Below are 22,526 nucleotides of genomic sequence, written 5' to 3'. Positions count from 1 at the left end.
GCAGGCAGGCAAGTGCTGGTGCTTGCCTGCTATCTTTTCCCTCGATCCTCTCGATAGCATTCTCTGATGGGACACCAGCGCGGCGCTCTGCTAAAATGCGCCGCCTTATCAGTCTGCAGGCTGCACCGTGGCATTTACCTGGGTCGATTGGGCGATCGTTGCGATCATCGCCATCTCTGCATTGATCAGCTTGACACGCGGCTTCGTCAAAGAAGCCCTGTCGCTGCTCACGTGGATCATCGCCGGAGCCGTGGCCTGGATGTTCGGCGGCGCGTTGGCGGTTTATCTCGAAAGCTACATTCAAACCCCGTCGGCGCGGGTCATTGCCGGTTGCGCCATTTTGTTCGTCGCGACCCTGCTGGTCGGCGCCATGGTCAACTACCTGATCGGCGAACTGATTCGGGTCACTGGGCTGTCGGGCACCGACCGCTTTCTCGGTATGGTGTTTGGCGCGGCCCGCGGGGCGTTATTGGTGATTGTCGCGGTGGGGCTGATGAGCCTCGGCCCGGTACAGCAAGACGCCTGGTGGCAAGAATCGCGCCTGGTCCCACAATTTCTCATGGTCGCCGACTGGTCGAAAAACCTCATTCTGGGGATGTCCAGTCAGTGGCTAGCCAGCGGAATCAGCGCACCGGCTGACCTTCCGTTCAAGGAGCAGCTGTTCCCGGCCGCTAAAGGCCAGTAGCAGCGGTTCAGTTCAGATTCATTAAGTAGGGGTTGCGTCGCATGTGTGGCATCGTCGGTATCGTCGGTAAGTCGAACGTCAATCAGGCGCTGTATGACGCGCTAACGGTCCTCCAGCACCGCGGCCAGGACGCCGCCGGTATTGTTACCAGCCACGATGGCCGCCTGTTCCTGCGCAAGGACAACGGGCTGGTGCGCGATGTGTTCCAACAGCGCCACATGCAGCGCCTGGTGGGGCACATGGGCATCGGCCACGTGCGTTACCCCACGGCGGGCAGCTCGACCTCGGCCGAAGCCCAGCCGTTCTACGTCAACTCGCCTTACGGCATCACCTTGGCGCATAACGGTAACTTGACCAACGTCGAGCAGTTGGCCAAGGAGATCTACGAGTCGGACCTGCGTCACGTCAACACCAACTCGGACTCCGAAGTGTTGCTGAACGTATTCGCCCACGAGCTGGCGGTGCGCGGCAAGTTGCAGCCCACCGAGGAAGACGTCTTCGCCGCCGTCGCCGACGTGCACAAGCGCTGCAGCGGCGGTTACGCCGTGGTGGCGATGATCACCGGCTATGGCATCGTCGGCTTCCGCGACCCGAATGCTATCCGCCCGATCGTTTTCGGCCAGCGTCACACCGACGAAGGCGTGGAGTACATGATCGCCTCCGAGAGCGTCTCTTTGGACGTGCTCGGCTTCACCCTGATCCGTGACCTGGCACCCGGTGAAGCGGTGTACATCACTGAAGATGGCCAATTGCATACTCGCCAGTGCGCGCCCAACCCCAAGTACGCCCCGTGCATTTTCGAGCACGTCTACCTGGCTCGGCCTGACTCCATCATTGACGGTATTTCGGTCTACAAGGCGCGCCTGCGCATGGGTGAAAAGCTCGCCGAGAAGATCCTGCGCGAGCGCCCTGACCATGACATCGACGTGGTCATCCCGATTCCGGACACCAGCCGCACGTCGGCGCTGGAGCTGGCCAACCACTTGGGCGTGAAGTTTCGCGAAGGCTTCGTGAAGAACCGCTACATCGGGCGCACCTTCATCATGCCCGGCCAGGCGGCGCGGAAAAAGTCGGTACGGCAGAAGCTCAACGCTATCGAACTGGAGTTCCGCGGCAAGAACGTCATGCTCGTAGACGACTCGATCGTGCGCGGCACCACCTGCAAGCAGATCATCCAGATGGCCCGTGAAGCCGGCGCCAAGAATGTCTACTTCTGTTCGGCAGCCCCGGCGGTACGCTTCCCCAACGTTTACGGCATCGACATGCCCAGCGCCCATGAATTGATCGCTCACAACCGCAGCACCCAGGAAGTCGCCGACCTGATCGGCGCCGATTGGCTGATCTACCAGGACCTGCCTGATCTGATCGATGCTGTCGGCGGCGGCAAAGTGAAGATCGACAACTTTGACTGCGCAGTATTTGATGGCCAATACGTGACCGGCGACGTCGACGAGTTCTATTTGAACAAGATCGAACAAGCCCGTAACGATGTGTCCAAGGTCAAGAGCCAATTGGGCAGTGCGATCATCGACCTTTACAACAACTGATTAGGGAGCAACGGCATGACACAGGATTGGGATGCCGGGCGACTGGACAGCGACCTGGAGGGCGTCAGCTTCGACACCCTCGCGGTACGCGCCGGCCAGCACCGCACACCGGAAGGTGAACACAGCGATCCGCTGTTCTTCACCTCCAGCTACGTTTTCCGTACGGCCGCCGACGCGGCTGCGCGCTTTGCCGGCGATGTGCCGGGCAACGTTTATTCGCGCTACACCAACCCCACCGTGCGCTCGTTCGAAGAGCGGCTGGCGGCGCTGGAAGGCGCTGAGCAGGCCGTGGCGTTCGCCACTGGCATGGCCGCGATCACCGCGGTGGTGATGAGCCTGTGCAGCGCGGGCGACCATGTATTGGTCTCGCAGAGCGTATTCGGTTCGACCATCAGCCTGTTCGAAAAGTACTTCAAACGCTTTGGCGTTGAAGTCACCTACGTGCCGCTGGCCGATATCGCCGGTTGGGAACAGGCGATCCAGGGCAACACACGGCTGCTGTTCGTCGAGTCGCCTTCCAACCCGCTGGCCGAGCTGGTCGACATCGCCGCCTTGGCTGAAGTCGCCCATGCGCGCAACGCCCTTCTGGTAGTGGACAACTGCTTCAGCACGCCAGCCCTGCAGCAGCCCTTGAAAATGGGGGCTGACATCGTCACCCATTCGGCGACCAAGTTCATCGACGGCCAGGGCCGTTGCATGGGCGGCGCGGTGGCCGGGCGCAGCGAGCACATGAAGGAGGTAGTGGGCTTCCTGCGCACCGCAGGCGCGTCCCTCAGCCCGTTCAATGCCTGGGTCTTTCTCAAAGGCCTGGAAACGCTCAACCTGCGCATGCGCGCCCACTGTGCCAGCGCTCAGGCACTCGCTGAATGGCTGGAGCAGCAGGACGGCATCGAGCGGGTTCACTATTCGGGTTTGCCGAGTCATCCGCAGCACGAATTGGCCAAGCGTCAGACCCGTGGCGGTTTCGGCGCGGTGGTGAGCTTTGAGGTGCGTGGCGGCAAAGAGGGCGCCTGGCGCTTTATCGACGCCACCCGGCTGATCTCCATCACCGCCAACCTGGGCGACAGTAAGACCACCATCACCCACCCCGGTACCACCTCCCATGGTCGCTTGACGCCCCAAGAGCGTGAGGCCGCAGGGATTCGCGACAGTTTGATTCGCGTCGCGGTGGGCCTGGAAGACGTGGCGGACCTGCAGGCGGACCTGATGCGAGGCTTGGCTGCCTTGTGATCGACTGGTCCAGCGGCAGCAAGCAGCACAACGGGCGGGTGGCGGTGGTGACAGGTGCCGCCCGTGGTATCGGCTTAGGCATCGCGGCATGGCTGGTCAGTGAACGTTGGCAGGTGGTACTGACCGACGTCGACCAAGCCCGGGGGCGGAAAGTCGCCCAGGCCCTGGGTGAAAACGCGCTGTTCATCCGCATGGACGTGGCCGATGAGGCCCAGGTGCTCGCGGCGGTGGCCCAGGTATTGGGCCAGTTCGGCCGCCTCGACGCGCTGGTGTGCAATGCCGCCATCGCCGACCCCCATAACCCCACCCTCGAAAGCCTCGAGCTGCAGCACTGGAACCGCGTGCTGGCGGTCAACCTCACTGGGCCGATGCTGCTAGCCAAGCACTGTGCGCCGTACCTGCGCGCGCATAACGGGGCGATCGTCAATATCGCTTCCACCCGTGCGCACCAGTCTGAGCAGGACTGCGAGGCCTACGCGGCGAGCAAGGGCGGCCTGCTGGCTCTCACCCATGCGCTGGCAGTCAGCCTGGGCCCGGAGATTCGGGTCAACGCAGTCAGCCCGGGTTGGGTCGATGCCCGCGACCTGGCCGCACGGCGTGCCGAACCCCTCAGCGAGGCCGACCATGCCCAGCATCCAGCGGGCAGGGTAGGGACAGTCGAAGACGTCGCCTCCATGGTCGCCTGGCTGCTGTCTCGGCAAGCGGGCTTCGTCACTGGCCAGGAGTTCGTGGTGGACGGTGGGATGACGCGCAAGATGGTCTACGCCGAGTGACAGACCGCTGAGTGGAGTGCTGTCAGGCGCCGCTCTTTGGATCTCGGCTGTTTCCTGCTTTTAGAAAAAAACTTCAACCAGGCTATTGACTTAGCTTCGATAGGTGCGTAAATTTCGCGGCCTCAACGAAGCAAATGGGTGATTAGCTCAGCTGGGAGAGCATCTGCCTTACAAGCAGAGGGTCGGCGGTTCGATCCCGTCATCACCCACCACTTTGTTCGGAGAAGTTGAAAGTCGGTTGATAAAGTTGTTCCAATCGATGCATCAACAGTGACGTTTCAAGCAACATCTGTCTCGTAAGAGGCACCGACGCGCAGCGGTAGTTCAGTCGGTTAGAATACCGGCCTGTCACGCCGGGGGTCGCGGGTTCGAGTCCCGTCCGCTGCGCCATTTTTCAAACGTATCGGTATAAGCCGGTTCGCGCTACCCAGGCACCGAAGCCTGGTTGGCAACAGATTCAAACGGGCGCAAGCCCGAGCGATACGCAGCGGTAGTTCAGTCGGTTAGAATACCGGCCTGTCACGCCGGGGGTCGCGGGTTCGAGTCCCGTCCGCTGCGCCATATTTGCTTCCAGGCCCTCTGAACGCTTGGAAGCCACGGAGAAAGCGGCCATTGGCCGCTTTTTTCGTTTCAGCAGGCTTCTCCAGCTTGTCCCTGACGCCCTAGCGCGCCTTTTCAGTCTCCTGCATAAACTGCCCCAGCTCTTTGCTATAGAACTTCGCCATGCCCGTGGTGCCGTGGCCACGGGTCTCGGCGCTGGCGGGGATCAGCAATAGCCGTGCGTGCTTGAGTTCTTTAATCGACGCTTCCAGCAGCCCTGTTTCCGGCGGGTTGCGCTCATCATCCGCCGCATTGATGACCAGCACCGGCGCTTGAATGTTTTTCAGGCCGGGGGCCGCGTTGTAGTCGGCGGAGGATTGCCATTGGTAGATGAAGTCATTGGCGTCGGCGGTTTGGGCAGCGTTGAGGCGTTCATCCACCAGCTTATCGGCCTGGGCGCGGGTCGGGGCAGCGGCCTGATACGCCAGGGTTCCGCCGCTGGTGCCGACGCTGAACAGCGCATTGGCCAAGCGCAAGGAAGGCGGTTGCACGGTGTAGTTACCGTTGTTCCAGGCCGGGTCTTGCTTGATCGACTCCACCAGCAAGCGGCGCATCATCCAGTTGCGCGATGACATCTCGGTGGGTTGGGAGCCCATGGGCACCAGTGCGTCCATCATCGTCGGCCAGGTTTGCCCCCACAGCCAGGTTTGCATACCCCCCATGGAGTTACCGATGATCAGCCGCAGGTGCTTGACCCCCAGGCCTTCGGTGACCAGCCGATATTGGGCTTGCACCAGGTCGGTGTAGTTGTACGCCGGAAACTTTGTGCGCAAGCCGTCCGAAGGTTTACTGGACTGGCCCACGCCGATGCCGTCGGTGGAAATGATGTAGTACTTGCTGGCGTCCAGCGGTTGCCCAGGGCCGAATAGCTCCCCAGCAAAATCCTTGTTCAGCACATCGCTGCCCGGCCGGTAGGTGCCGTGCAGGTAAAGGATGGCGGGGTGCTTGGGATTGCCCAGGGTGAGGTAGTGCAGCTTGAGGTTGGCGAGTTTTTCACCCGTATGGAAGGTGAACTGCGGGGCGACCCAGTCTCCCTCGGTCGCGGCCGGTAACGGCGCGGCACTAACGGCGGAACCAAAGAACGCTAGAGGCACCAACAGCCCGATCACGGGGCTTGAGCTGAATCTGTGCATAGGTATGTCCTATTGTTTTTGTTTTTGTTTTTGTTTTTGTTTTTTTGTTGGAGGTGGAGAGCTCGGGGGCGAGACCCCCTCCTACAGTCGGAGACACATTCAATATTCGGACATGTCGCTGACCGTAGGAGGGGGCCTTGCCCCCGAGCTCTTCACCGGCACGCTAACCCCGCCCATGCCAGCCCAACTGGCTGGAGACCTGCTGCGAGGCTTTCATCAACTGCTCGACATACTCCTGCTTGAGCTCTTCACGAAAACGAAAGCAGGGGAATGACACGCTCATGCCGCCGATAACGTGGCCAAAACGGTCGCGGATCGGTGCGGCCAGGCAGCGCATGTTGTCTTCGAATTCTTCGTGGTCTTCAGCGTAGCCTTGCTGGCGGACCGTTGCCAATTCCTTGAGGTACGCGTCGACGTCGGTGAGGGTATTGGCGGTACGTGGCGCGAAGCTTTCGTCTTTGAGGTGCGCGAGTAATTCATCCCCTTCTAGCCAGGCCATCAGGACTTTGCCGATGCCGGTGCAGTACAGGGGCGCGCGCCGGCCGATGCGTGAATACATGCGCAAGTTGTACTTGGAGTCGATCTTGTGCACGTAGACGATGCTGCCTTCGTCGAGGATGCCCAAGTGCACCGTCTCGCCGGTCAGCTCGTTGATACGGCGCATTCCGGGTTCGGCTTCGCGCACGATGTCCAGGTGCGGCAGGGCCTGGGCGCCCAGTTCGAACAGGCGCACGCTGAGCCGATAACGCTCTTCGGCGTCTTGCACCACGTAGCCCCGTGCCATGAGTGACTGCAGAAAGCGGTACACCGTGGCCTTGGACATGTCCAGTTTGTGCGCGATTTCCGAGACGCCGCTTTCTTCCGGGTGATCAGCCAGGGCCTCGAGCACCGCCATGGTTCGGCCTACCGCCGAGACCAACTCGTTGTTGGGGGTGACACTGTTGTCCATGAAGGCTCCAACGCGAAAGTGAAAGTCAGCCAAGAATATACGCTGCAGGATCAAAACACCTTTTCATTTTTCTTGACGGCAGGATAAATCGGATTAGACTCAGGCTTAGAAAATAAGTGAAACGCTGTTTTAATAAAAAAAAAGAAGGCGTTCAACCATGAATTCGATGCTTGCCAATGGCTCATCTGCCCGACAACGCAGCCCTGCGAAGGTCCTGCTGGTGGGCGAGTGCATGATCGAAATGCGCGGCCTGCCAGGCGCGGCCGTTAGCCAGACCTTTGGCGGAGACACCCTCAACACCGCGGTTTACCTAGCGCGCTTGAGTGCCCCTGGGGCCGTCGTGGTCGACTACATGACGGCATTGGGCAACGACCCCTTCAGCCAGGCCATGCGCTGCGCCTGGCGTGCCGAAGGGGTGGGCGACACCCAGGTGCGGGTAATCGAGGGCGCGCTGCCTGGGTTGTATTTCATCCAGACCGACTCCCACGGCGAGCGGCAATTTCTCTACTGGCGCGGTCAAGCGGCGGCGCGGCGCATGTTCGAGGGGCCCGCTGCCAACGCCATGCTCGAAGCGTTGGCCGGTTACGACTACGTTTACCTGAGCGGCATCAGCCTGGCGATCCTTCCCCCTGACAGCCGCGAGCGCCTGATGCAGGCGTTGCAGCGGGCTCGCCGAGCAGGCACCCGCGTGGTGTTCGACAATAACTATCGCCCCCACCTCTGGCCCGACATTGCCTCAGCCCAGCAGGCCTACCGCGCCCAGTTGCAATTGACCGACCTGGCGCTGATCACCTGGGACGACGATGCCAGCCTGTTCGGCTACCGCGACCCTGACGCGCTGTTCGCCGCTTATGCCCAGATGGGCGTCGGCGAAGTCGTGCTCAAGCGTGGGCCTGACTCGTGTTTGATTGACTGCCCGTCGGGGCGTTTTGCAGTGCCTGCGCAGCGGGTCGACAACGTGCTCGACACCACCGCCGCCGGTGACTCTTTCAGTGCTGCGTACCTGGCCTGCCGCCTGCAAGGCGGCGACCCGCAGCAGGCCGCGCGCTGGGGCCATCGCCTGGCGGCCCAGGTGGTCCAGCACCCCGGTGCATTGATTGCGCAGGCGGCCATGCCGGCCATGGACACGCCATCTCCCCTTTCCGTTGCTCAGGTCTGACCTTATGAAAATTCTTGACGCGCGCGTCATCGTTACCTGCCCGGGCCGTAACTTGGTCACCCTAAAAATCGTCACCGATGCTGGTATCCACGGCATTGGCGATGCCACCCTCAATGGCCGTGAACTGGCAGTGGTGGCTTACCTGGAAGAACACGTCCTGCCGGCGTTGATCGGCCGCGATGCACAGCGCATCGAGGACATCTGGCAGTACCTCTATCGGGGTGCCTATTGGCGCCGTGGGCCGGTCACCATGACCGCCATTGCGGCCGTCGATGTGGCGCTCTGGGACATCAAGGCGAAGGCCGCCAACATGCCGTTGTATCAACTGCTTGGGGGTAGGAGCCGCGAGCGGGTGATGGTCTACGGGCATGCCACCGGCAAGGACATCGAAGGCTGCCTGGCCGAAGTGGCGCGCCACGTCGAACAGGGTTACCGCGCAGTGCGGGTGCAATGCGGGATCCCCGGCATTGCCACCACCTATGGCGTGGCCAAGCGCAGCGGCGAGCGTTACGAGCCCGCCGACAGTGACCTGCCCGCCGAGCACGTGTGGGACACCGCCAAATACCTTAACTACGTGCCCAAACTGTTTGCCGCCGTGCGCGACCACTTTGGCGACGACCTGCATATCCTCCATGACGTTCACCACCGCCTCACGCCCATTGAAGCAGGGCGCTTGGGCAAAGCCGTCGAGCCCTACAACCTGTTCTGGCTCGAAGACTGTACGCCGGCAGAAAACCAGCAGGCCTTTCGCCTGATCCGCCAGCACACCACCACCCCCCTGGCGGTGGGCGAGGTGTTCAACTCTATCCATGACTGCCGCGAGTTGATTCAGGAACAACTGATCGACTACATCCGCACGACCATCGTGCACGCCGGAGGCATTACCCATGTGCGGCGCATTGCCGATTTTGCCGCGCTGTTTCAGGTGCGCACCGGCTTTCACGGGGCCACCGATCTATCGCCGGTGTGCATGGGTGCCGCGTTGCATTTCGACACCTGGGTGCCGAATTTCGGCATTCAGGAACACATGCCCCACGACGCCCGCATCGATGAGGTGTTTCCCCATGCCTATCGCTTCGAGGACGGCCACTTCACGCCAGGCGAAGCCCCCGGGCATGGCGTCGACATCGATGAAGAGCTGGCCCGTCAATACCCTTACAAACGTGCCAGCTTGCCCGTCAATCGCCTCGAAGACGGCACCCTCTGGCATTGGTAACGCGACCCGAACCCATTAATAAAAAGGGCCTAGCGCCCGTCAGGAGTAACCCGATGAAAGCGTTTCAGGTCAGAGCACCCTTCGAGTTCGGGTTGGCGCAGGTCGCCCACCCGCAGGTGCAGCGCGGTGAGGTGCGGGTCGATGTGGCGTACGCCGGCATCTGTGGCTCGGACATGCACATCATTCACGGGCAGAACGCATTCGTGCGCTTTCCCCGGGTCACCGGCCATGAGTTCTCCGGGCGGGTCCAGCAGGTGGGCGAGGGCGTCGAGGGCCTGCGCGTAGGGGATCGGGTGTGCATCGACCCGGTGATCAGCTGCGGCACTTGCTACCCATGCCGCATCGGCCGACCGAATGTCTGCACGCACCTGCAAGTGATCGGCGTACACCGTGATGGTGGCTTCAGTGAGCAGGTCTGCGTGCCAGCTGAAAACGCCCACCGCCTGCCCGACCACGTACCCCTGAGCCACGCCGCCCTGGTCGAGCCTTATTCGATTGCCCTCAATGTTCTCGAACGCATGGAAGTGCACCCAGGTGACAGCGTGCTGATCTACGGCGCTGGGGTGATCGGCTTGACCTTGGTGCAGATGGCGCGGGCGTTGGGGCTGACCGATATCACCGTGACCGACGTTATCGACAGCCGGCTGCAGACTGCCAAGGCGCTAGGCGCTAGCCGCACGCTTAATGGTCAGGCGGTCGACGTCGAAGCGACGATGCGTGAGCTGACCCAGGGTGAAGGGGTGCCGCTGATTGTCGACGCCGCCTGCATCCCGGCCCTGATGCCGCAGATGGTGCGCCTGGCTTCGCCCGCCGGCCGCATCGGGCTACTGGGGTTCAATGCCACGCCCAGCGACCTGGTGCAGTTGGAAATGATCAAGAAGGAACTGACGCTGGTGGGTTCGCGGCTCAATAACCGCAAGTTCCCGCGGGTGATCGAGCTGATCGCCAGTGGCAAGTTGCAAGTCCAGGAGTTGATCAGCCATCGGGTCAGCTTCGACGACATGCCCGGCGCCATCGAACTGATCGAGCAGCACCCGGAGCAAACTCGAAAGGTCCTGATAGAGCTGAGCAGCGCCCAGCACTGACGCACCCGTACCGCCGTTTCAACATGCCCGTCACGGGCATCCTCACCGAATAAACACAACAAGCGGGAGGTTCCACCATGTTTGGTCAAGGACGTAGCTTAGTCATCATCATGTTGTTCCTGGCGGGGGTGATCAATTACCTCGACCGCTCGGCATTGTCGGTGGCGGCCCCTTTCATCCAGAAAGACTACGGTCTGAGCACGGGTGAGATGGGCATGATATTCAGCAGTTTTTTTGTCGGTTATGCGGCTTTCAATTTTATCGGCGGCTGGGCAGCCGACCGCTACGGGGCCAAGACCACCCTGCTGCTTGCCATGGTGCTGTGGTCGTTGTTCAGCGGTTTGACGGTGTTGACCGTCGGCTTCGCCTCCTTGGTGCTGATTCGGATTCTGTTCGGCATGGGTGAAGGGCCGCTGAGTGTGACCACCAGCAAGATGGTCAACAACTGGTACACCCCGCGCAACCGGGCCCGGGCGCTCGGCACCTCAATGTCTGGCACGCCGCTGGGTGGGGCGATTTCCGGGCCGGTGGTGGGTTTTATCGCCATCAGCTATGGCTGGAAGGTGTCGTTTATCATCATTATGGTGATCGGCCTGATCTGGGCGTTGGTGTGGTTCAAGTTCGTCAAAGACAAGCCTGAAGGCAAGGTCGCCGAGGAGATCGTTCAGGCTGAAGGCCTTAGCGATATGGCCGCGCTGCCGGTTCATCCGCTGCGTTACTACCTCAAGCAGCCGACCGTACTGTTTACCGCGTTGGCGTTCTTTTCGTACAACTACACGCTGTTCTTTTTTCTCACCTGGTTCCCCAGCTACCTGACCATGGCCCACGGCCTGAACGTCAAGGACATGAGTATCGCCACGGTGATCCCTTGGTTACTGGGCTTTCTCGGCCTGGCCCTGGGCGGCTTCATCTCCGACTTTGTGTTCAAGAAAACCGGGCGAATGATGTTCTCGCGCAAAGTAGTGTTGGTCACGTGCCTGTTGGCCTGCGCCGCCTGCATTGGCATCGCCGGCTTGGTAAGAACCCTGTATCCAGCGGTCGCCTTGGTGGCCTTGGCGGTGTTCTTTCTGTACCTCACCGGGGCCATTTACTGGGCGATCATTCAAGACACCGTGCCCGCCGCGCGAGTGGGTGGGGTCAGCGGGTTCATGCATTTTCTGGCCAATACCTCGGGGATCATCGGCCCAACCTTGACCGGCTTTCTGGTGCAGTTCACCGGTTCGTTCACCAGCGCCTTCCTGTTGGCGGGGTTGTTGACCGTGATCGGCGCCGTGTGCGTGGCCCGCTATGTCAAACCCCTGGCCGTGGTGGATAACGCTGGCGAGTCAGCCACTCGTTCGCAGCCAGCCGGGCCGTTAGCCAGCCCCGGCCGGCCTTGAGCAGAAGGAGCGTGTCGATGCCTGTAGTAAAACGTGTGCCTTCTACTGGCGCTGTCGGTGAGATCGGCATAGTGCACCTGGGCCTGGGCGCCTTTCACCGGGCCCACCAGGCGGTGTACCTGCAACGCCACCTGGAACGCCACGGGGGCAGCGAGTGGGGGGTGTGCAGCGCGAACCTGCGCTCCAATCGCACCCTGGTCGAGCAATTGCGCGAGCAGGATGGCCGTTACCATGTGGCCGAATACCGCGACCGCGAACAGGTTACATTGCGCGAGATCGGCGTGCTGCGCCAAGCGTTGTATGTGGGCGAGGGCGGTGCAGAGTTGGAGCAATTGCTGCAGCGCATGGCGGCGCCGCAGACGCGTATCGTCACGCTGACCGTCACCGAAAAAGGCTACTGTTTAAGCCCGGCCACGGGGAGGCTGCGCCTAGACGACCCTGGGGTGGTCCACGATATCGCCCACCCGCAGGCCCCGCGCACGGCGCCGGGGATTGTCCTGGAAGCATTGCGCCGCCGGCGTGCGGCAGGCGTCGCGGCGTTTACCGTGCTCTGTTGCGACAACATGCCCGACAACGGCCAGCGCACCCGCGAGGCCGTCAGTGCGTTGGCTGCGCAGCAAGACCCGGAGTTGGCGCAATGGGTGCTCGAATGCGTGGCGTTTCCCGGCTCCATGGTCGACCGAATTGTTCCCGCGATGGACGCGGCAGCCTTCACCCAGCTCGCTCAGCAACTTGACTGCCATGACCCTGCCGCCGTGGTCTGCGAGGGGTTCAGCCAGTGGGTCATCGAGGATCATTTCCCCCTCGGGCGCCCAGACTGGGAAGCCGAAGGCGTGCAGATGGTGGCGGACGTGCGCCCCTTTGAAACCATGAAACTGCGCATGCTCAATGGCAGTCATTCGCTATTGGCTTACGTGGGGGTGTTGGCGGGCCACACCTATGTGGCCGACGCCATCAACGATGCCGATCTGGCCCGCTTGATCAGCCGCTACATGGCCGAGGAAGCGGCACCCACACTGGACATGCCGGCGGGTAGCGACCTGGCCGGCTATGCCAGCGAGTTGAAGGCGCGCTTTGCCAACGACAGCCTGCAACACCGGCTGCGTCAGATCGCCATGGACGGCTCGCAAAAGCTGCCACAGCGTTGGCTGCTGGGCGCGCAACAACTGCTCGACCAAGGCCGCCCCATGCCTTGCACCGCCCTGGGCATTGCGGCCTGGATTCACTATTGCAGCCAGCCCCAGGCCGACGGTACGGCGCAGCAGGTCGACGACCCGTTGCGCGCGACCTTTGCCGACCTGGCCGCCAGGTTCTCCGGGGAGGCCTTGGTGGATGCCTTTCTGGCGCTGGACCAAGTATTTCCCGCAGCCTTGGCAGACCGCCCAGCGTTTCGCCAGGCCGTGCATCGCGCCAGCGCCGCCCTGGCCCGTGACGGCCTCGGCAACCTGCTGCCCACCTTTGCAACCTTTGACCAATAAGACCGGAGCTCAACAATGGAACAGACATGGCGTTGGTTTGGCCCCAAGGACCCTATCTCCCTGGCGGACATCCGGCAAACCGGTGCAACCGGCATCGTCACCGCCTTGCACGACATTCCCAACGGTGAGGTATGGCCGCTGGAGGCCATTGCCGCACGTAAACAGATGATCGAAGCCGCCGGCCTGACCTGGTCGGTGGTGGAAAGCATTCCCGTGCACGAGGACATCAAACGTGCAGGCGAGCGGCGCGACGAATACATCGCCCGCTACCAGCAAAGCGTGCGCAACCTGGCGCAGTGCGGCATCGATATCGTGTGCTACAACTTTATGCCGGTGCTGGACTGGACCCGCACGGACCTGGCCTATGAACTGGCCGATGGCGGCTGGGCGCTGCGTTTCGATCAGACCGCCTTCGCCGCCTTCGACCTGTTCATCCTGCAGCGCCCGGGGGCCGAAGCCGATTACAGCACCGAGGATATTCGCCAGGCCAAGGCCCACTACGAAGGGCTTACGCCGCAGCAGCGTGAGACCCTGGTGAACACGCTGATCGCCGGTTTGCCCGGTGCCGAAGAACACTACAGCCTGGACAGCTTCCGCGCCTTGCTGCGTACCTATGAAGGCATCGACGAAGCGCGGCTGCGCGAGCACCTGGGGTATTTTCTGCGGGCGGTGATCCCGGTGGCCGAACAGGCGGGGGTGCGCATGGCGATCCACCCCGACGACCCGCCACGGTCATTGCTCGGCTTGCCGCGAATTCTCTCCACGGCTGAAGATGCGCAGTGGTTGCTGGACGCGGCCCCCAGCCCGGCCAACGGCCTGACCTTTTGCACCGGCTCTTATGGCGTGCGGGCCGACAACGACTTGGTGGCCATGGCCACGCGGTTCGCGCCGTACATTTACTTCACCCATCTGCGTTCGACCCGCCGCGAAGCCGACCCGCGCAGCTTTCACGAGGCCCATCATCTGGGCGGTGACGTTGACATGGTGGGGGTGATCACCGCGCTGGTAACTGAAGAACGTCGGCGTCAGCGTGAAGGCGGCCCACGCCTACCGTTGCGGCCGGACCACGGCCATCAACTGCTGGATGATCAGCACCGGCACAGCAACCCAGGCTATTCGCTGATCGGTCGCCTCAAGGGCCTGGCGGAACTGCGGGGCGTGGAGCTGGCGGTTCGGCGGCAACTGGGCGCGCCATAGCGGGGCGCTTAGTAACGTCAGTCTTCCGGCTCCAGCACGCGTAGCCAGCGGTTTTCCGAGCGGCTCAGGTGCAGGCGCATGGCGGTTTGCGCGCCGAGCACATCCTGGCGAACGACGGCGGCCAGGATCGCCTCGTGCTCGCTGACGGCCGCTTCCCAGGTCAGGCGGTTTTCTGCGTGCTTGCTCAGGTGCGCCGAGAGGGGGGTGTGCCGCTCATCGAACAGGGCGGTGATAATCCGCACCAGCGCACCATTGCCGCTCATTTTGGCCAGGCGCTGATGAAACTTGCGGTCGTCTTCCAGCGGCGCCTGCCCTTGCGCGATGCTGGCGCGCATGGCCTCGATGCACGCCTGTAAATAGCGGTGGTCGCTTTTCTTGCCATGCACACAGGCCAGGACCACGGACTCGCCTTCGATCAGCGCGCGTGCCTGCATCAGTTCCGATGGGCTCTCGCCCAGGGCTTGGCGGGCGGGTTGCGCGGCTGTGGGCGGCTTGCGCACATAGACGCCCGAGCCCATCTTGATTTCCACCGCGCCTTCTATCTCCAGGGCCACCAGCGCCTCGCGCAGCGAGGGGCGCGACACCCCCAGCAGTTGGGTCAGGTCGCGTTCCGGGGGCAGCCGCGAGCCCGCGCTAAAATCGCCCTGGGCGATGTAAGCGCGAAGCTGCTCGGCGATTTTCTGGTACGGCTTTTGTTCGGCGGTGTTTAGCGCAGAGGCCATGGGCAGGGCGTCCCTCGGAGAGTCTGCGCAGGCTACCATAGCGCCCCGCTTACATCACCGCGCCCATTTGCCAGGGCAAGAACTCGTTGTCGCCCAGGCCGTTGTCTTCGCTGCAGGTGCGCCGCCCGGAGGCGGTGTCGAGCATCAACTGAAATAACCGCGCGCCGGCTTCGCTCACCGACTCCAGGCCATCGACGATGCCGCCGGCATTGAAGTCCATGTCCAGGGCCATGTGCTCGAACAAGCGGGTATTGGTGGCGATTTTCAGCGACGGCGTTGGCTTGCAGCCGTAGGTCGAACCGCGTCCCGTGGTGAAGCACAGCAGGTTGGCGCCGCCAGCCACCTGGCCGGTGGCCGAGACCGGGTCATAGCCAGGGGTGTCCATAAATACCAGCCCCTGGGTGTCCACCGGCTGCGCGTAGCGGTACACCCCCATCAACCCGCTGGCGCCGCCCTTGGCCACGGCCCCCAGGGACTTTTCCAAAATGGTGGTGATACCGCCAGCCTTATTGCCAGGCGAGGGATTGTTGTTCATGTCGCCGGCATTGTCGCGCACATAGGCTTCCCACCAGTGGATCCTGGCCATTAGCTGCGCCGCGATGTCTGCCGACGCCGCACGGGCGGTCAGTAGGTGTTCGGCGCCATAGATTTCCGGGGTCTCCGACAGTACCGCCGTGCCGCCTTGGCGCACCAATAAGTCTACGGCGGCGCCCAGGGCAGGGTTGGCGGTGATTCCCGAATAACCGTCCGAGCCTCCGCATTGCAGGCCGACGCACAGATGCCGCGCGGCAACGGTAGTGCGCTGGCAGGCATCCACCAGAGGTAACATGGCGTCGATCTGGGCAATGCCGCGCTGCACGGTTGCGCGCGTACCGCCGGCGTCCTGGATCACCAGGCTGGCCTTGAGCGCGGCGGGGCGCTCGCGCAGTTCCTCCATCAGCGGGGTCAACTGGTTCACCTCGCAACCCAGGCCGATCAGCAGCACAGCAGCGAAGTTGGCATGGTCGGCGTAACCGCGCAGGGTGCGTTTGAGGATGTCGATGCCTTCACCCTTGGCGCCCATTCCGCACCCGCTGCCATGGGTGATTGCGACGACGCCATCGACGTTGGGGAAAGCCTTCAGCCGCTCGGCGGTAAAGGCCTGGGCGATCTGTTTGCACACCGTGGCCGAGCAGTTGACGCTGGCAATCACGCCGATGAAATTGCGGGTAGCGACCCGGCCATCCGCGCGCACGAAGCCCTCAAACGTGGCGGCCACCTGGCTTGGCACGGTGGCTTGGTAAACATTGGTCAGGCTGTGTTCAGTGCTGGTCGCCGGCATCGCCAGGTTATGCACGTGGACGTGCTCACCCGGTGCGATGTCTTGGGTGGCCTGGCCGATGGTCTGGCCATACTTAAGTACCCGCTGGCCCGCCGCCACTTTGCGCAGGGCGATCTTGTGCCCAGAGGGGACCGCCTGTTCGGCGATAAGCGCAATGCCGTCGGCTTGCAGGCGTTGGCCGGGGGCGATGTCACCGCGCGCCACGGCGACATCGTCACCGGGGCTCAGTACCAGTAAAGCGGCTGAAGGATGCATGGGACGCCTCACGGTTAGCATTCGACGATGGCTTTGACGACACCCTGGGTGGGGTCGAGCAGGGTGCTGAACGCCTCGGCGACGTTGCCCAAGGTCAGGCGATGGGTGTTCAGGGCGGCATCGGGGATCAGGCCATCGCGCAGGCATTGCTCTACGTAGTGGAAGTCCTCCAGGGTGGCGTTGCGGCTGCCCATCAGGGTGGCTTCACGTTTGTGAAACTCGGGGTCGGAAAAGGTGATGGAGTCGCGCACCACGGAAATCATCACGTAGGTGCCGCCGTGGGCGATGAACTCGAAGCCGCGCTCCATGGCCCTGGCGTTGCCGGTGGCATCGAACACCACATCGAAAAAATCGTGGTCGGTCAGGTCAGCCAGTTGCTGCTGGTCGTGCTCACCTATCTTCACGGCGGCGTGGATATTCAGGTGCGCCTGGCAAAACGCCAAGCGGTCGTCGCGGGTGTCCAGCACCGTCACCTTGGCCCCGCGCAGGCTGGCGAAGATGGCCGCAGCCATGCCGATCGGGCCGGTGCCTACCACCAGCGCGTGGGTGTCGGCCTGAAGGTTGGAACGGCGTACCGCATGGGCGCCGATGGACAGGAACTCGACCATGGCAGCTTGATCCAGGGTAATCTCCGCCGCCTTGTGGACGAACTGCTGGGGCACACTGAGGTACTCCGTAAACGCGCCATCGCAGTGAACCCCGAGCACCTGAATGCGCGTGCAGCAGTTGGTCTTGCCCTGGCGGCACGCCACGCAGGTGCCACAGGACAAATACGGCATCACGTAGACGACGTCATCTAGGGCTAGGCCGCAGTCAGGGTCGGCGCTTTCGACGGTTCCGGAGAATTCGTGGCCCATCACCCGCGGGTAATCGAGGTAGGGCTGGTTGCCGGTAAAAATGTGCAGGTCAGTGCCGCAGACGCCGACGCGCTTGACGCGGATCAGCACCTCGCCAGGTTGGCGCCGCGGTTTTTCACGGTCGATAGCGGTTAACGTACCAGGGGCGTTGCAGATAACAGTCAGCATGGTAAGGATCTCTTTTTGTTATAAGCGGGCAGGTGGTTGCCCAGATGATCTCTACCTGAACGCTAAACCTTGGCTCATACATTGGCAAGACCAATATCAAAAATAATGAATTGGACTGACCAGTTGCTTTGGGGGAGGGTTTGCGTGCTGTCGCGATTACGTCATATTAAGCAAATACGCTCAGCGGACACATCTTGAAACATCCATATCCGACCCGGTAGCCCACATGACAGACACCCCAGACGATCTGCGCGACCCCTCCGAGCCCGCTCCCGCCGACAGCAGCCGCCGACGCTTCCTCGGTGGCGTGGCAGTACTGGGCGCGGGGGCGACCTTGGGCGGCTACGCCAACGCCGCCGCGGAGCCTGGGCAAGCCAAGGCGCGCCCGCTGAGCGGCCAGGCGCTTGATCAAGCCCTGCGCGAGCACGTGAAAACAGTGGTGGTGATCTACGCCGAAAACCGTAGTTTCAATAACCTGTTCGGCAATTTTCCCGGCGTCGAGCAGCCCCTGTCGGCGGTGAGTGCCCAGGCCAGCGAGCAGCGCGACCGCAACGGTAGCCCGCTGACCACCTTGCCAGCCACCTGGGGCGGCGTGCTTCAGGTGGGGCCACAAACCCTGGATGGGGTGACCTACCCGGTGGGCACCCAGTTTCAGCAAAACCTGGCCAATGCACCCTATGCGCTTAAAGGGCCGGATGGCGAAGATTTGCCATTGGGCTTGGTCACGCGGGACCTGTGGCACGTGTTCTACCAGAACCAGATGCAGATCAACGGCGGCAAGAACGATGGTTTTGTCGCCTGGGGCGATGCCGGTGGCCTGACCATGGGGCACTACGCACAAACCCGTTATTCGTTACGCTTGTGGGACGTGGCGCGGGAGTTCGTGCTCTGTGACAACTTCTTTCAGGGGGCCTTTGGTGGGTCGTTTCTCAACCACCAATACTTGATTTCAGCCACCGCGCCCTTCTACCCGGATGCGCGCAACTCGCCTGCCAGCGCGGTGATCGCCACCCTGCAAAGCGATGACCCGCTCGATACCCGCCTCAAACCCCTGGAGGCGTCACCCGCCAGCGCCATGACTGGGCCGCCGCAGTTCGGCCCCAGTGCATTGACCCCCGACGGCTATGCGGTGAACACCCTGGCGCCACCCTATTGGCCCACCTGGCTGCGCGACCCGGACAACCCCGATTACTCCAAGCCGGGCCTGGCCAGTGTGCTGGTGCCGCAGGAGCATGAGCACATCGGCGACAAACTGTCGAAAAAAGGCGTGGATTGGGCTTGGTACGCCGGCGCCTGGCAGGTCACCCTGGAGCAATTCAAGGATTCGGCAGGGATCCCCAAAATTCCTAACTTCCAGTACCACCACCAGCCGTTCAATTATTTCAAACGCCAGGGCCCCGAGTTTCCCCAAGAGCGTCAGCGGCGTCTGCGCGACGGCGGCCTGGGGGACGAGTCCAGCACTAACCGTTTTTTCGCCGATGCCGAGGCGGGCAAGTTACCGGCCGTGACCTTCTACAAGCCCCAGGGCAACCTCAACCTGCATGCCGGGTACGCTGACGTGGCCTCCGGCGACCGCCACATCGACCGGGCGATTAAAGTACTGCGCGCCAGCCCACAGTGGTCGCAGATGGTGGTGGTGGTCACCTTCGATGAAAACGGCGGCTGGTGGGACCATGTCGCGCCGCCCAAAGGCGACCGCTGGGGCCCCGGCACACGCATCCCCGCGTTGGTGGTTTCGCCGTTCGCGCGCAAAGGGCTGGTGGATCACACGGTCTATGACACCGCATCGGTGTTGCGCTTGATTACCCGTGTCCATGGCCTGGAAAAACTCGACGGCCTGCAACAGCGCGACCAAGCCATGCTCGCCCGTGGCCAGGTGCCGATGGGGGACCTTACCGCAGCATTGGAATTTCCCGTGTAGCCATCCCTTCATCGCTTTACTCAGGGTTCGATTCATGCCTTCAGGTATCGCGCCGATAACCTCTAGGTAATCATCCGATAGATGATTCAGCCCTGAGGTGGCCCACCATGTTCGACCATAAACTCAAGAAACAGCTAGCGGCCAAGGAGGCCGAAGTTGCAATTTTCAAAGGATTGACCACTGCATTAGAGCGCTCGATGGCGGTCATCGAGTTCGAACTGGATGGCCGAATCATTCGCGCCAACGACAATTTTCTGGCCGCCATGGGCTACCGCGCCGAGCAAATCATTGGCAAGAGCCACCGCGACTTTTGCCCGCCGGCTTTGGTGGCGAGCCGTGAGTACAGCGACTTTTGGGCTTCGTTGAAGGCTGGGCAATTTGTCTCGGGGACGTTTCGTCGGATCGACGCCAAGGGTCAGAGCATCTGGTTGGAGGCTAGCTACAACCCGGTACTGGACGAACAGGGCAGGGTGCTCAAAGTGGTGAAGTACGCCCTGGACGTCACCGCCAAGGTGCGCTTGGAAAGCGAAACCGCCGCCAAGCTGACGGCGCTGGACCGCGCCATGGCCGTCATTGAATTCGATTTAAATGGCAATGTGCTCTCGGCCAATACCAATTTTCTCCAGGTCATGGGGTACGGCCTGAATGAAATCAAAGGCAAACACCATCGGCAGTTCTGCGAGCCGAGCCTGGTCAACAGCGCGGAATATGCCGACTTCTGGCGGCGTCTGAACCACGGCGAGTTCTTCGCCGGGCAATTCAAACGCTTGGGCAAGCATGGCCGGGTGGTGTGGCTGGAAGCAACCTATAACCCGGTGTACGACGCCGAGGGCAAGCTGTGCAAGGTGGTCAAGTTCGCCAGTAATATCACCGAGCGGGTGGAAAAATTCGAGGAAGACTCGCGCAGCGCCTCTCGCGCCTATCATATTTCCGCCGAGACCGAAAAAGTCGCCGAGCACGGTACCCAGGTGATTCAGGAAACCGCCAAAGAGATGCGCTCGATCGCCGAGAATATTGGCTCTTCGGCGCGTCTGATCGCGCAATTGGGCGCGCGCTCGGAGCAGATTACCGCGATCGTCAATACCATCCGTGGCATTGCCGATCAGACCAACCTGCTGGCCCTCAACGCGGCCATCGAGGCGGCACGGGCCGGTGATCAGGGCCGCGGCTTTGCCGTGGTGGCCGATGAAGTGCGGCAACTGGCGGGGCGCACCAGCGGTTCGACGGCTGAGATCGCCGAAATGATCGGCAGGATCGTCGCTGAAACCCAGGAGGCGGTCACCAGCATGAAATCCACCGAGGCCGGCGCCCATCGGGGCGTGACCCTGGCCGACCAGGCTGGCCAGGTCATCGTACAGATCCGTGATGGCGCCAGTGATGCGGTGGAGGCGGTTAGCATGTTCGCTTCCAAACTCGATGAGTCGGAGGTCATCCCTAAAACCGCCATCGGTTGGGTGGGCTGAGGCCTGTCCAACGCACGTGACGCCTCCATCGGCTCGACAGACATGGCATCATAGGCCCCCATTAGCGCCCCGGATTGCCTCGGGGCGGGTGCCGAATGAGGGAGTCGAACGTTGAGCACGCAAAAAACCGTCACGGTCACGCCACCTGGGTCTGCCTTGAACGGAAAGGTCACCCCGCCAGGTTCCAAGTCCATCACCAACCGTGCCCTGCTGGTCGCGGCCCTGGCCAGCGGTACCAGCCGTCTGACCGGCGCATTGAAGAGTGATGACACCCGGCACATGTCCAACGCCTTGCGACAGATGGGCGTGAGCATAGACGAACCGGATGCCACCACTTTTGTGGTGACCGGCCAGGGGCGCCTGAGCATGCCCGAGCAAGCCCTGTTCCTGGGCAATGCCGGCACCGCAATGCGCTTTCTGACCGCAGCGGTGGCCACGGTCGATGGCGCCGTGACCCTCGATGGCGACGACTATATGCGCAAGCGCCCCATTGGCCCGCTGTTGGAAGCGCTCAGCCGAGGTGGAGTCGACGCCAGCAGCGCCACCGGCTGCCCGCCGGTGCAGGTGCAAGGCCGAGGCCAAGTTACTGCGCAACGCTTCGAGATCGATGGCGGTTTATCCAGCCAATACGTCTCGGCGCTGTTGATGCTGGCGGCGTGCGGCCAGGCGCCGATCGATGTCGCCTTGACCGGCAAGGACATCGGCGCTCGCGGTTACGTGGACCTCACCCTGGCCTGCATGCAGGCGTTCGGCGCGCAGGTGCAGAGCCTGGACGACACCACCTGGCGGGTGTCGCCTGGCGGCTACAAGGCCACCGACTACCATATCGAGCCGGACGCTTCAGCAGCCACCTATCTGTGGGCGGCGCAAGCATTGACTGGCGGTCGCATCGATCTGGGCGTCGCGGACGCGGCGTTCACCCAACCCGATGCCGAGGCGCAGAAGGTCATCGCCCAGTTCCCGCACATGCCCGCCGTGGTGGTGGGTTCGCAGATGCAGGATGCGATCCCGACCCTGGCGGTGCTGGCCGCGTTCAACCGTACGCCCGTGCGCTTTACCGAACTGGCCAACCTGCGGGTCAAGGAATGCGACCGCGTGCAGGCGTTGCACGACGGCCTCAATGCCATTCGCGCGGGTTTGGCCACGGTCGAGGGCGACGACCTGCTGGTGGCGGCGGACCCAGGCTTGGCCGATCACGTCAGCGACGCCTTGGTGGATACCCATGCCGACCATCGCATCGCCATGTGCTTTGCTTTGGCAGGCTTGAAAGTCCCCGGCATTCGCATCCAGGACCCAGATTGCGTGGCCAAGACCTATCCGGGGTACTGGCAGGCGCTGCAGTCACTCGGTGTGCAGTTGCGCTTCGACCAGTAGCGCTTATGCTGGGA

18 protein-coding genes and 3 tRNA genes are annotated in these 22,526 nt (G+C 62.4%); 16 read left to right on the top strand and 5 right to left on the bottom strand.

Translation table 11 applies throughout. The features are described 5' to 3' along the window. Positions 1 to 127: 127 nt before the first annotated feature. The 7 genes from QCL65_RS18610 (at position 128) to QCL65_RS18580 (ending at position 4,796) form a co-directional block, all read left to right on the top strand. The gene (locus QCL65_RS18610) at positions 128 to 685 is read left to right on the top strand and encodes a CvpA family protein (RefSeq protein WP_407311309.1); all 558 of its coding nucleotides are present in this window, start codon (positions 128 to 130) and stop codon (positions 683 to 685) included. Between the two features lie 41 nt (positions 686 to 726). Beyond that, entirely contained in the window at positions 727 to 2,232 is a 1,506-nt protein-coding gene (gene purF / locus QCL65_RS18605) for an amidophosphoribosyltransferase (protein WP_407311307.1), read from the top strand. A 15-nt stretch (positions 2,233 to 2,247) separates the two neighbouring features. Beyond that, complete coding sequence (locus tag QCL65_RS18600) at positions 2,248 to 3,462, top strand: O-succinylhomoserine sulfhydrylase (protein WP_407311305.1); 1,215 nt, start codon at positions 2,248 to 2,250, stop codon at positions 3,460 to 3,462. Further along, positions 3,459 to 4,235, top strand: a complete 777-nt coding sequence (locus QCL65_RS18595; protein WP_407311303.1) for an SDR family oxidoreductase — start codon at positions 3,459 to 3,461, stop codon at positions 4,233 to 4,235. Before QCL65_RS18600 ends, QCL65_RS18595 begins: the two co-directional genes overlap by 4 nt. Positions 4,236 to 4,371: 136 nt before the next feature. Then, positions 4,372 to 4,447, top strand: a tRNA-Val gene (locus QCL65_RS18590). A gap of 101 nt (positions 4,448 to 4,548) precedes the next feature. Continuing rightward, positions 4,549 to 4,625: transfer RNA gene (locus tag QCL65_RS18585), tRNA-Asp, on the top strand. A gap of 94 nt (positions 4,626 to 4,719) precedes the next feature. Beyond that, a tRNA-Asp gene (locus QCL65_RS18580) sits at positions 4,720 to 4,796 on the top strand. Between the two features lie 101 nt (positions 4,797 to 4,897). Here QCL65_RS18580 and QCL65_RS18575 read toward each other — a convergent pair. Together QCL65_RS18575 and kdgR are read right to left on the bottom strand one after the other, a co-directional pair. After that, positions 4,898 to 5,968, bottom strand: coding sequence for an alpha/beta fold hydrolase (locus tag QCL65_RS18575; RefSeq protein ID WP_407311301.1), 1,071 nt, complete (start codon positions 5,966 to 5,968; stop codon positions 4,898 to 4,900). 163 nt (positions 5,969 to 6,131) lie between these two features. Continuing rightward, entirely contained in the window at positions 6,132 to 6,917 is a 786-nt protein-coding gene (gene kdgR, locus QCL65_RS18570) for a DNA-binding transcriptional regulator KdgR (protein WP_407311299.1), read from the bottom strand. Positions 6,918 to 7,074: 157 nt separating this feature from the next. Between kdgR and QCL65_RS18565 the strand changes: the two genes are divergently transcribed. The 6 genes from QCL65_RS18565 (at position 7,075) to uxuA (ending at position 14,431) form a co-directional block, all read left to right on the top strand. Next, entirely contained in the window at positions 7,075 to 8,076 is a 1,002-nt protein-coding gene (locus QCL65_RS18565; protein WP_407311297.1) for a sugar kinase, read from the top strand. A gap of 4 nt (positions 8,077 to 8,080) precedes the next feature. Continuing rightward, positions 8,081 to 9,292: a D-mannonate dehydratase ManD gene (manD, locus tag QCL65_RS18560; protein WP_407311295.1), complete on the top strand. Its 1,212-nt coding sequence runs from the start codon at positions 8,081 to 8,083 to the stop codon at positions 9,290 to 9,292. A gap of 53 nt (positions 9,293 to 9,345) precedes the next feature. Beyond that, complete coding sequence (locus QCL65_RS18555) at positions 9,346 to 10,377, top strand: Zn-dependent oxidoreductase (RefSeq protein ID WP_407311293.1); 1,032 nt, start codon at positions 9,346 to 9,348, stop codon at positions 10,375 to 10,377. Positions 10,378 to 10,454: 77 nt separating this feature from the next. Further along, positions 10,455 to 11,756: an MFS transporter gene (locus QCL65_RS18550; RefSeq protein WP_407311291.1), complete on the top strand. Its 1,302-nt coding sequence runs from the start codon at positions 10,455 to 10,457 to the stop codon at positions 11,754 to 11,756. Between the two features lie 17 nt (positions 11,757 to 11,773). Further along, the gene (locus tag QCL65_RS18545) at positions 11,774 to 13,234 is read left to right on the top strand and encodes a mannitol dehydrogenase family protein (RefSeq protein WP_407311289.1); all 1,461 of its coding nucleotides are present in this window, start codon (positions 11,774 to 11,776) and stop codon (positions 13,232 to 13,234) included. A 15-nt stretch (positions 13,235 to 13,249) separates the two neighbouring features. After that, positions 13,250 to 14,431 carry a mannonate dehydratase gene (gene uxuA, locus QCL65_RS18540; protein WP_407311287.1) on the top strand — a complete coding sequence of 394 codons (1,182 nt, stop codon included), beginning with the start codon at positions 13,250 to 13,252 and terminating at the stop codon, positions 14,429 to 14,431. Positions 14,432 to 14,448: 17 nt separating this feature from the next. Here the strand turns inward: uxuA and QCL65_RS18535 are convergent, their stop codons facing one another. From QCL65_RS18535 to QCL65_RS18525, 3 genes are read right to left on the bottom strand one after another with little or no spacing between them, the layout of a single operon-like run. Beyond that, positions 14,449 to 15,153 (bottom strand): FadR/GntR family transcriptional regulator, encoded by a 705-nt coding sequence (locus tag QCL65_RS18535; protein ID WP_407311285.1) that lies wholly within the window; start codon positions 15,151 to 15,153, stop codon positions 14,449 to 14,451. Between the two features lie 49 nt (positions 15,154 to 15,202). Beyond that, positions 15,203 to 16,729: a UxaA family hydrolase gene (locus tag QCL65_RS18530; protein WP_407311283.1), complete on the bottom strand. Its 1,527-nt coding sequence runs from the start codon at positions 16,727 to 16,729 to the stop codon at positions 15,203 to 15,205. Between the two features lie 14 nt (positions 16,730 to 16,743). Next, the gene (locus QCL65_RS18525; RefSeq protein ID WP_407311281.1) at positions 16,744 to 17,754 is read right to left on the bottom strand and encodes a zinc-binding alcohol dehydrogenase family protein; all 1,011 of its coding nucleotides are present in this window, start codon (positions 17,752 to 17,754) and stop codon (positions 16,744 to 16,746) included. 226 nt (positions 17,755 to 17,980) lie between these two features. Here QCL65_RS18525 and QCL65_RS18520 point away from each other — a divergent pair, with 226 nt between their 5' ends. From QCL65_RS18520 to aroA, 3 genes are all read left to right on the top strand, one after another. Continuing rightward, on the top strand, positions 17,981 to 19,675 hold the full coding sequence (locus QCL65_RS18520) for an acid phosphatase (RefSeq protein ID WP_407311279.1): 1,695 nt from the start codon (positions 17,981 to 17,983) through the stop codon (positions 19,673 to 19,675). Between the two features lie 107 nt (positions 19,676 to 19,782). Continuing rightward, on the top strand, positions 19,783 to 21,138 hold the full coding sequence (locus QCL65_RS18515; RefSeq protein ID WP_407311277.1) for a methyl-accepting chemotaxis protein: 1,356 nt from the start codon (positions 19,783 to 19,785) through the stop codon (positions 21,136 to 21,138). Between the two features lie 111 nt (positions 21,139 to 21,249). After that, positions 21,250 to 22,512, top strand: coding sequence for a 3-phosphoshikimate 1-carboxyvinyltransferase (gene aroA / locus QCL65_RS18510; RefSeq protein ID WP_407311275.1), 1,263 nt, complete (start codon positions 21,250 to 21,252; stop codon positions 22,510 to 22,512). Positions 22,513 to 22,526 lie beyond the last annotated feature (14 nt).

The organism is Pseudomonas sp. nanlin1 (genome assembly GCF_045571515.1).
GTDB lineage: Bacteria > Pseudomonadota > Gammaproteobacteria > Pseudomonadales > Pseudomonadaceae > Aquipseudomonas.
This window is presented reverse-complemented; position numbering and strand designations above follow the sequence as displayed.

Coding starts and splice junctions, on each gene's coding strand:
- purF (WP_407311307.1), top strand. CDS start 727: ATGTGTGGCATCGTCGGTATCGTCGGTAAGTCGAACGTCAATCAGGCG.
- QCL65_RS18600 (WP_407311305.1), top strand. CDS start 2,248: ATGACACAGGATTGGGATGCCGGGCGACTGGACAGCGACCTGGAGGGC.
- QCL65_RS18575 (WP_407311301.1), bottom strand. CDS start 5,968: ATGCACAGATTCAGCTCAAGCCCCGTGATCGGGCTGTTGGTGCCTCTA.
- kdgR (WP_407311299.1), bottom strand. CDS start 6,917: ATGGACAACAGTGTCACCCCCAACAACGAGTTGGTCTCGGCGGTAGGC.
- QCL65_RS18565 (WP_407311297.1), top strand. CDS start 7,075: ATGAATTCGATGCTTGCCAATGGCTCATCTGCCCGACAACGCAGCCCT.
- manD (WP_407311295.1), top strand. CDS start 8,081: ATGAAAATTCTTGACGCGCGCGTCATCGTTACCTGCCCGGGCCGTAAC.
- QCL65_RS18555 (WP_407311293.1), top strand. CDS start 9,346: ATGAAAGCGTTTCAGGTCAGAGCACCCTTCGAGTTCGGGTTGGCGCAG.
- QCL65_RS18550 (WP_407311291.1), top strand. CDS start 10,455: ATGTTTGGTCAAGGACGTAGCTTAGTCATCATCATGTTGTTCCTGGCG.
- QCL65_RS18545 (WP_407311289.1), top strand. CDS start 11,774: ATGCCTGTAGTAAAACGTGTGCCTTCTACTGGCGCTGTCGGTGAGATC.
- uxuA (WP_407311287.1), top strand. CDS start 13,250: ATGGAACAGACATGGCGTTGGTTTGGCCCCAAGGACCCTATCTCCCTG.
- QCL65_RS18535 (WP_407311285.1), bottom strand. CDS start 15,153: ATGGCCTCTGCGCTAAACACCGCCGAACAAAAGCCGTACCAGAAAATC.
- QCL65_RS18530 (WP_407311283.1), bottom strand. CDS start 16,729: ATGCATCCTTCAGCCGCTTTACTGGTACTGAGCCCCGGTGACGATGTC.
- QCL65_RS18525 (WP_407311281.1), bottom strand. CDS start 17,754: ATGCTGACTGTTATCTGCAACGCCCCTGGTACGTTAACCGCTATCGAC.
- QCL65_RS18520 (WP_407311279.1), top strand. CDS start 17,981: ATGACAGACACCCCAGACGATCTGCGCGACCCCTCCGAGCCCGCTCCC.
- QCL65_RS18515 (WP_407311277.1), top strand. CDS start 19,783: ATGTTCGACCATAAACTCAAGAAACAGCTAGCGGCCAAGGAGGCCGAA.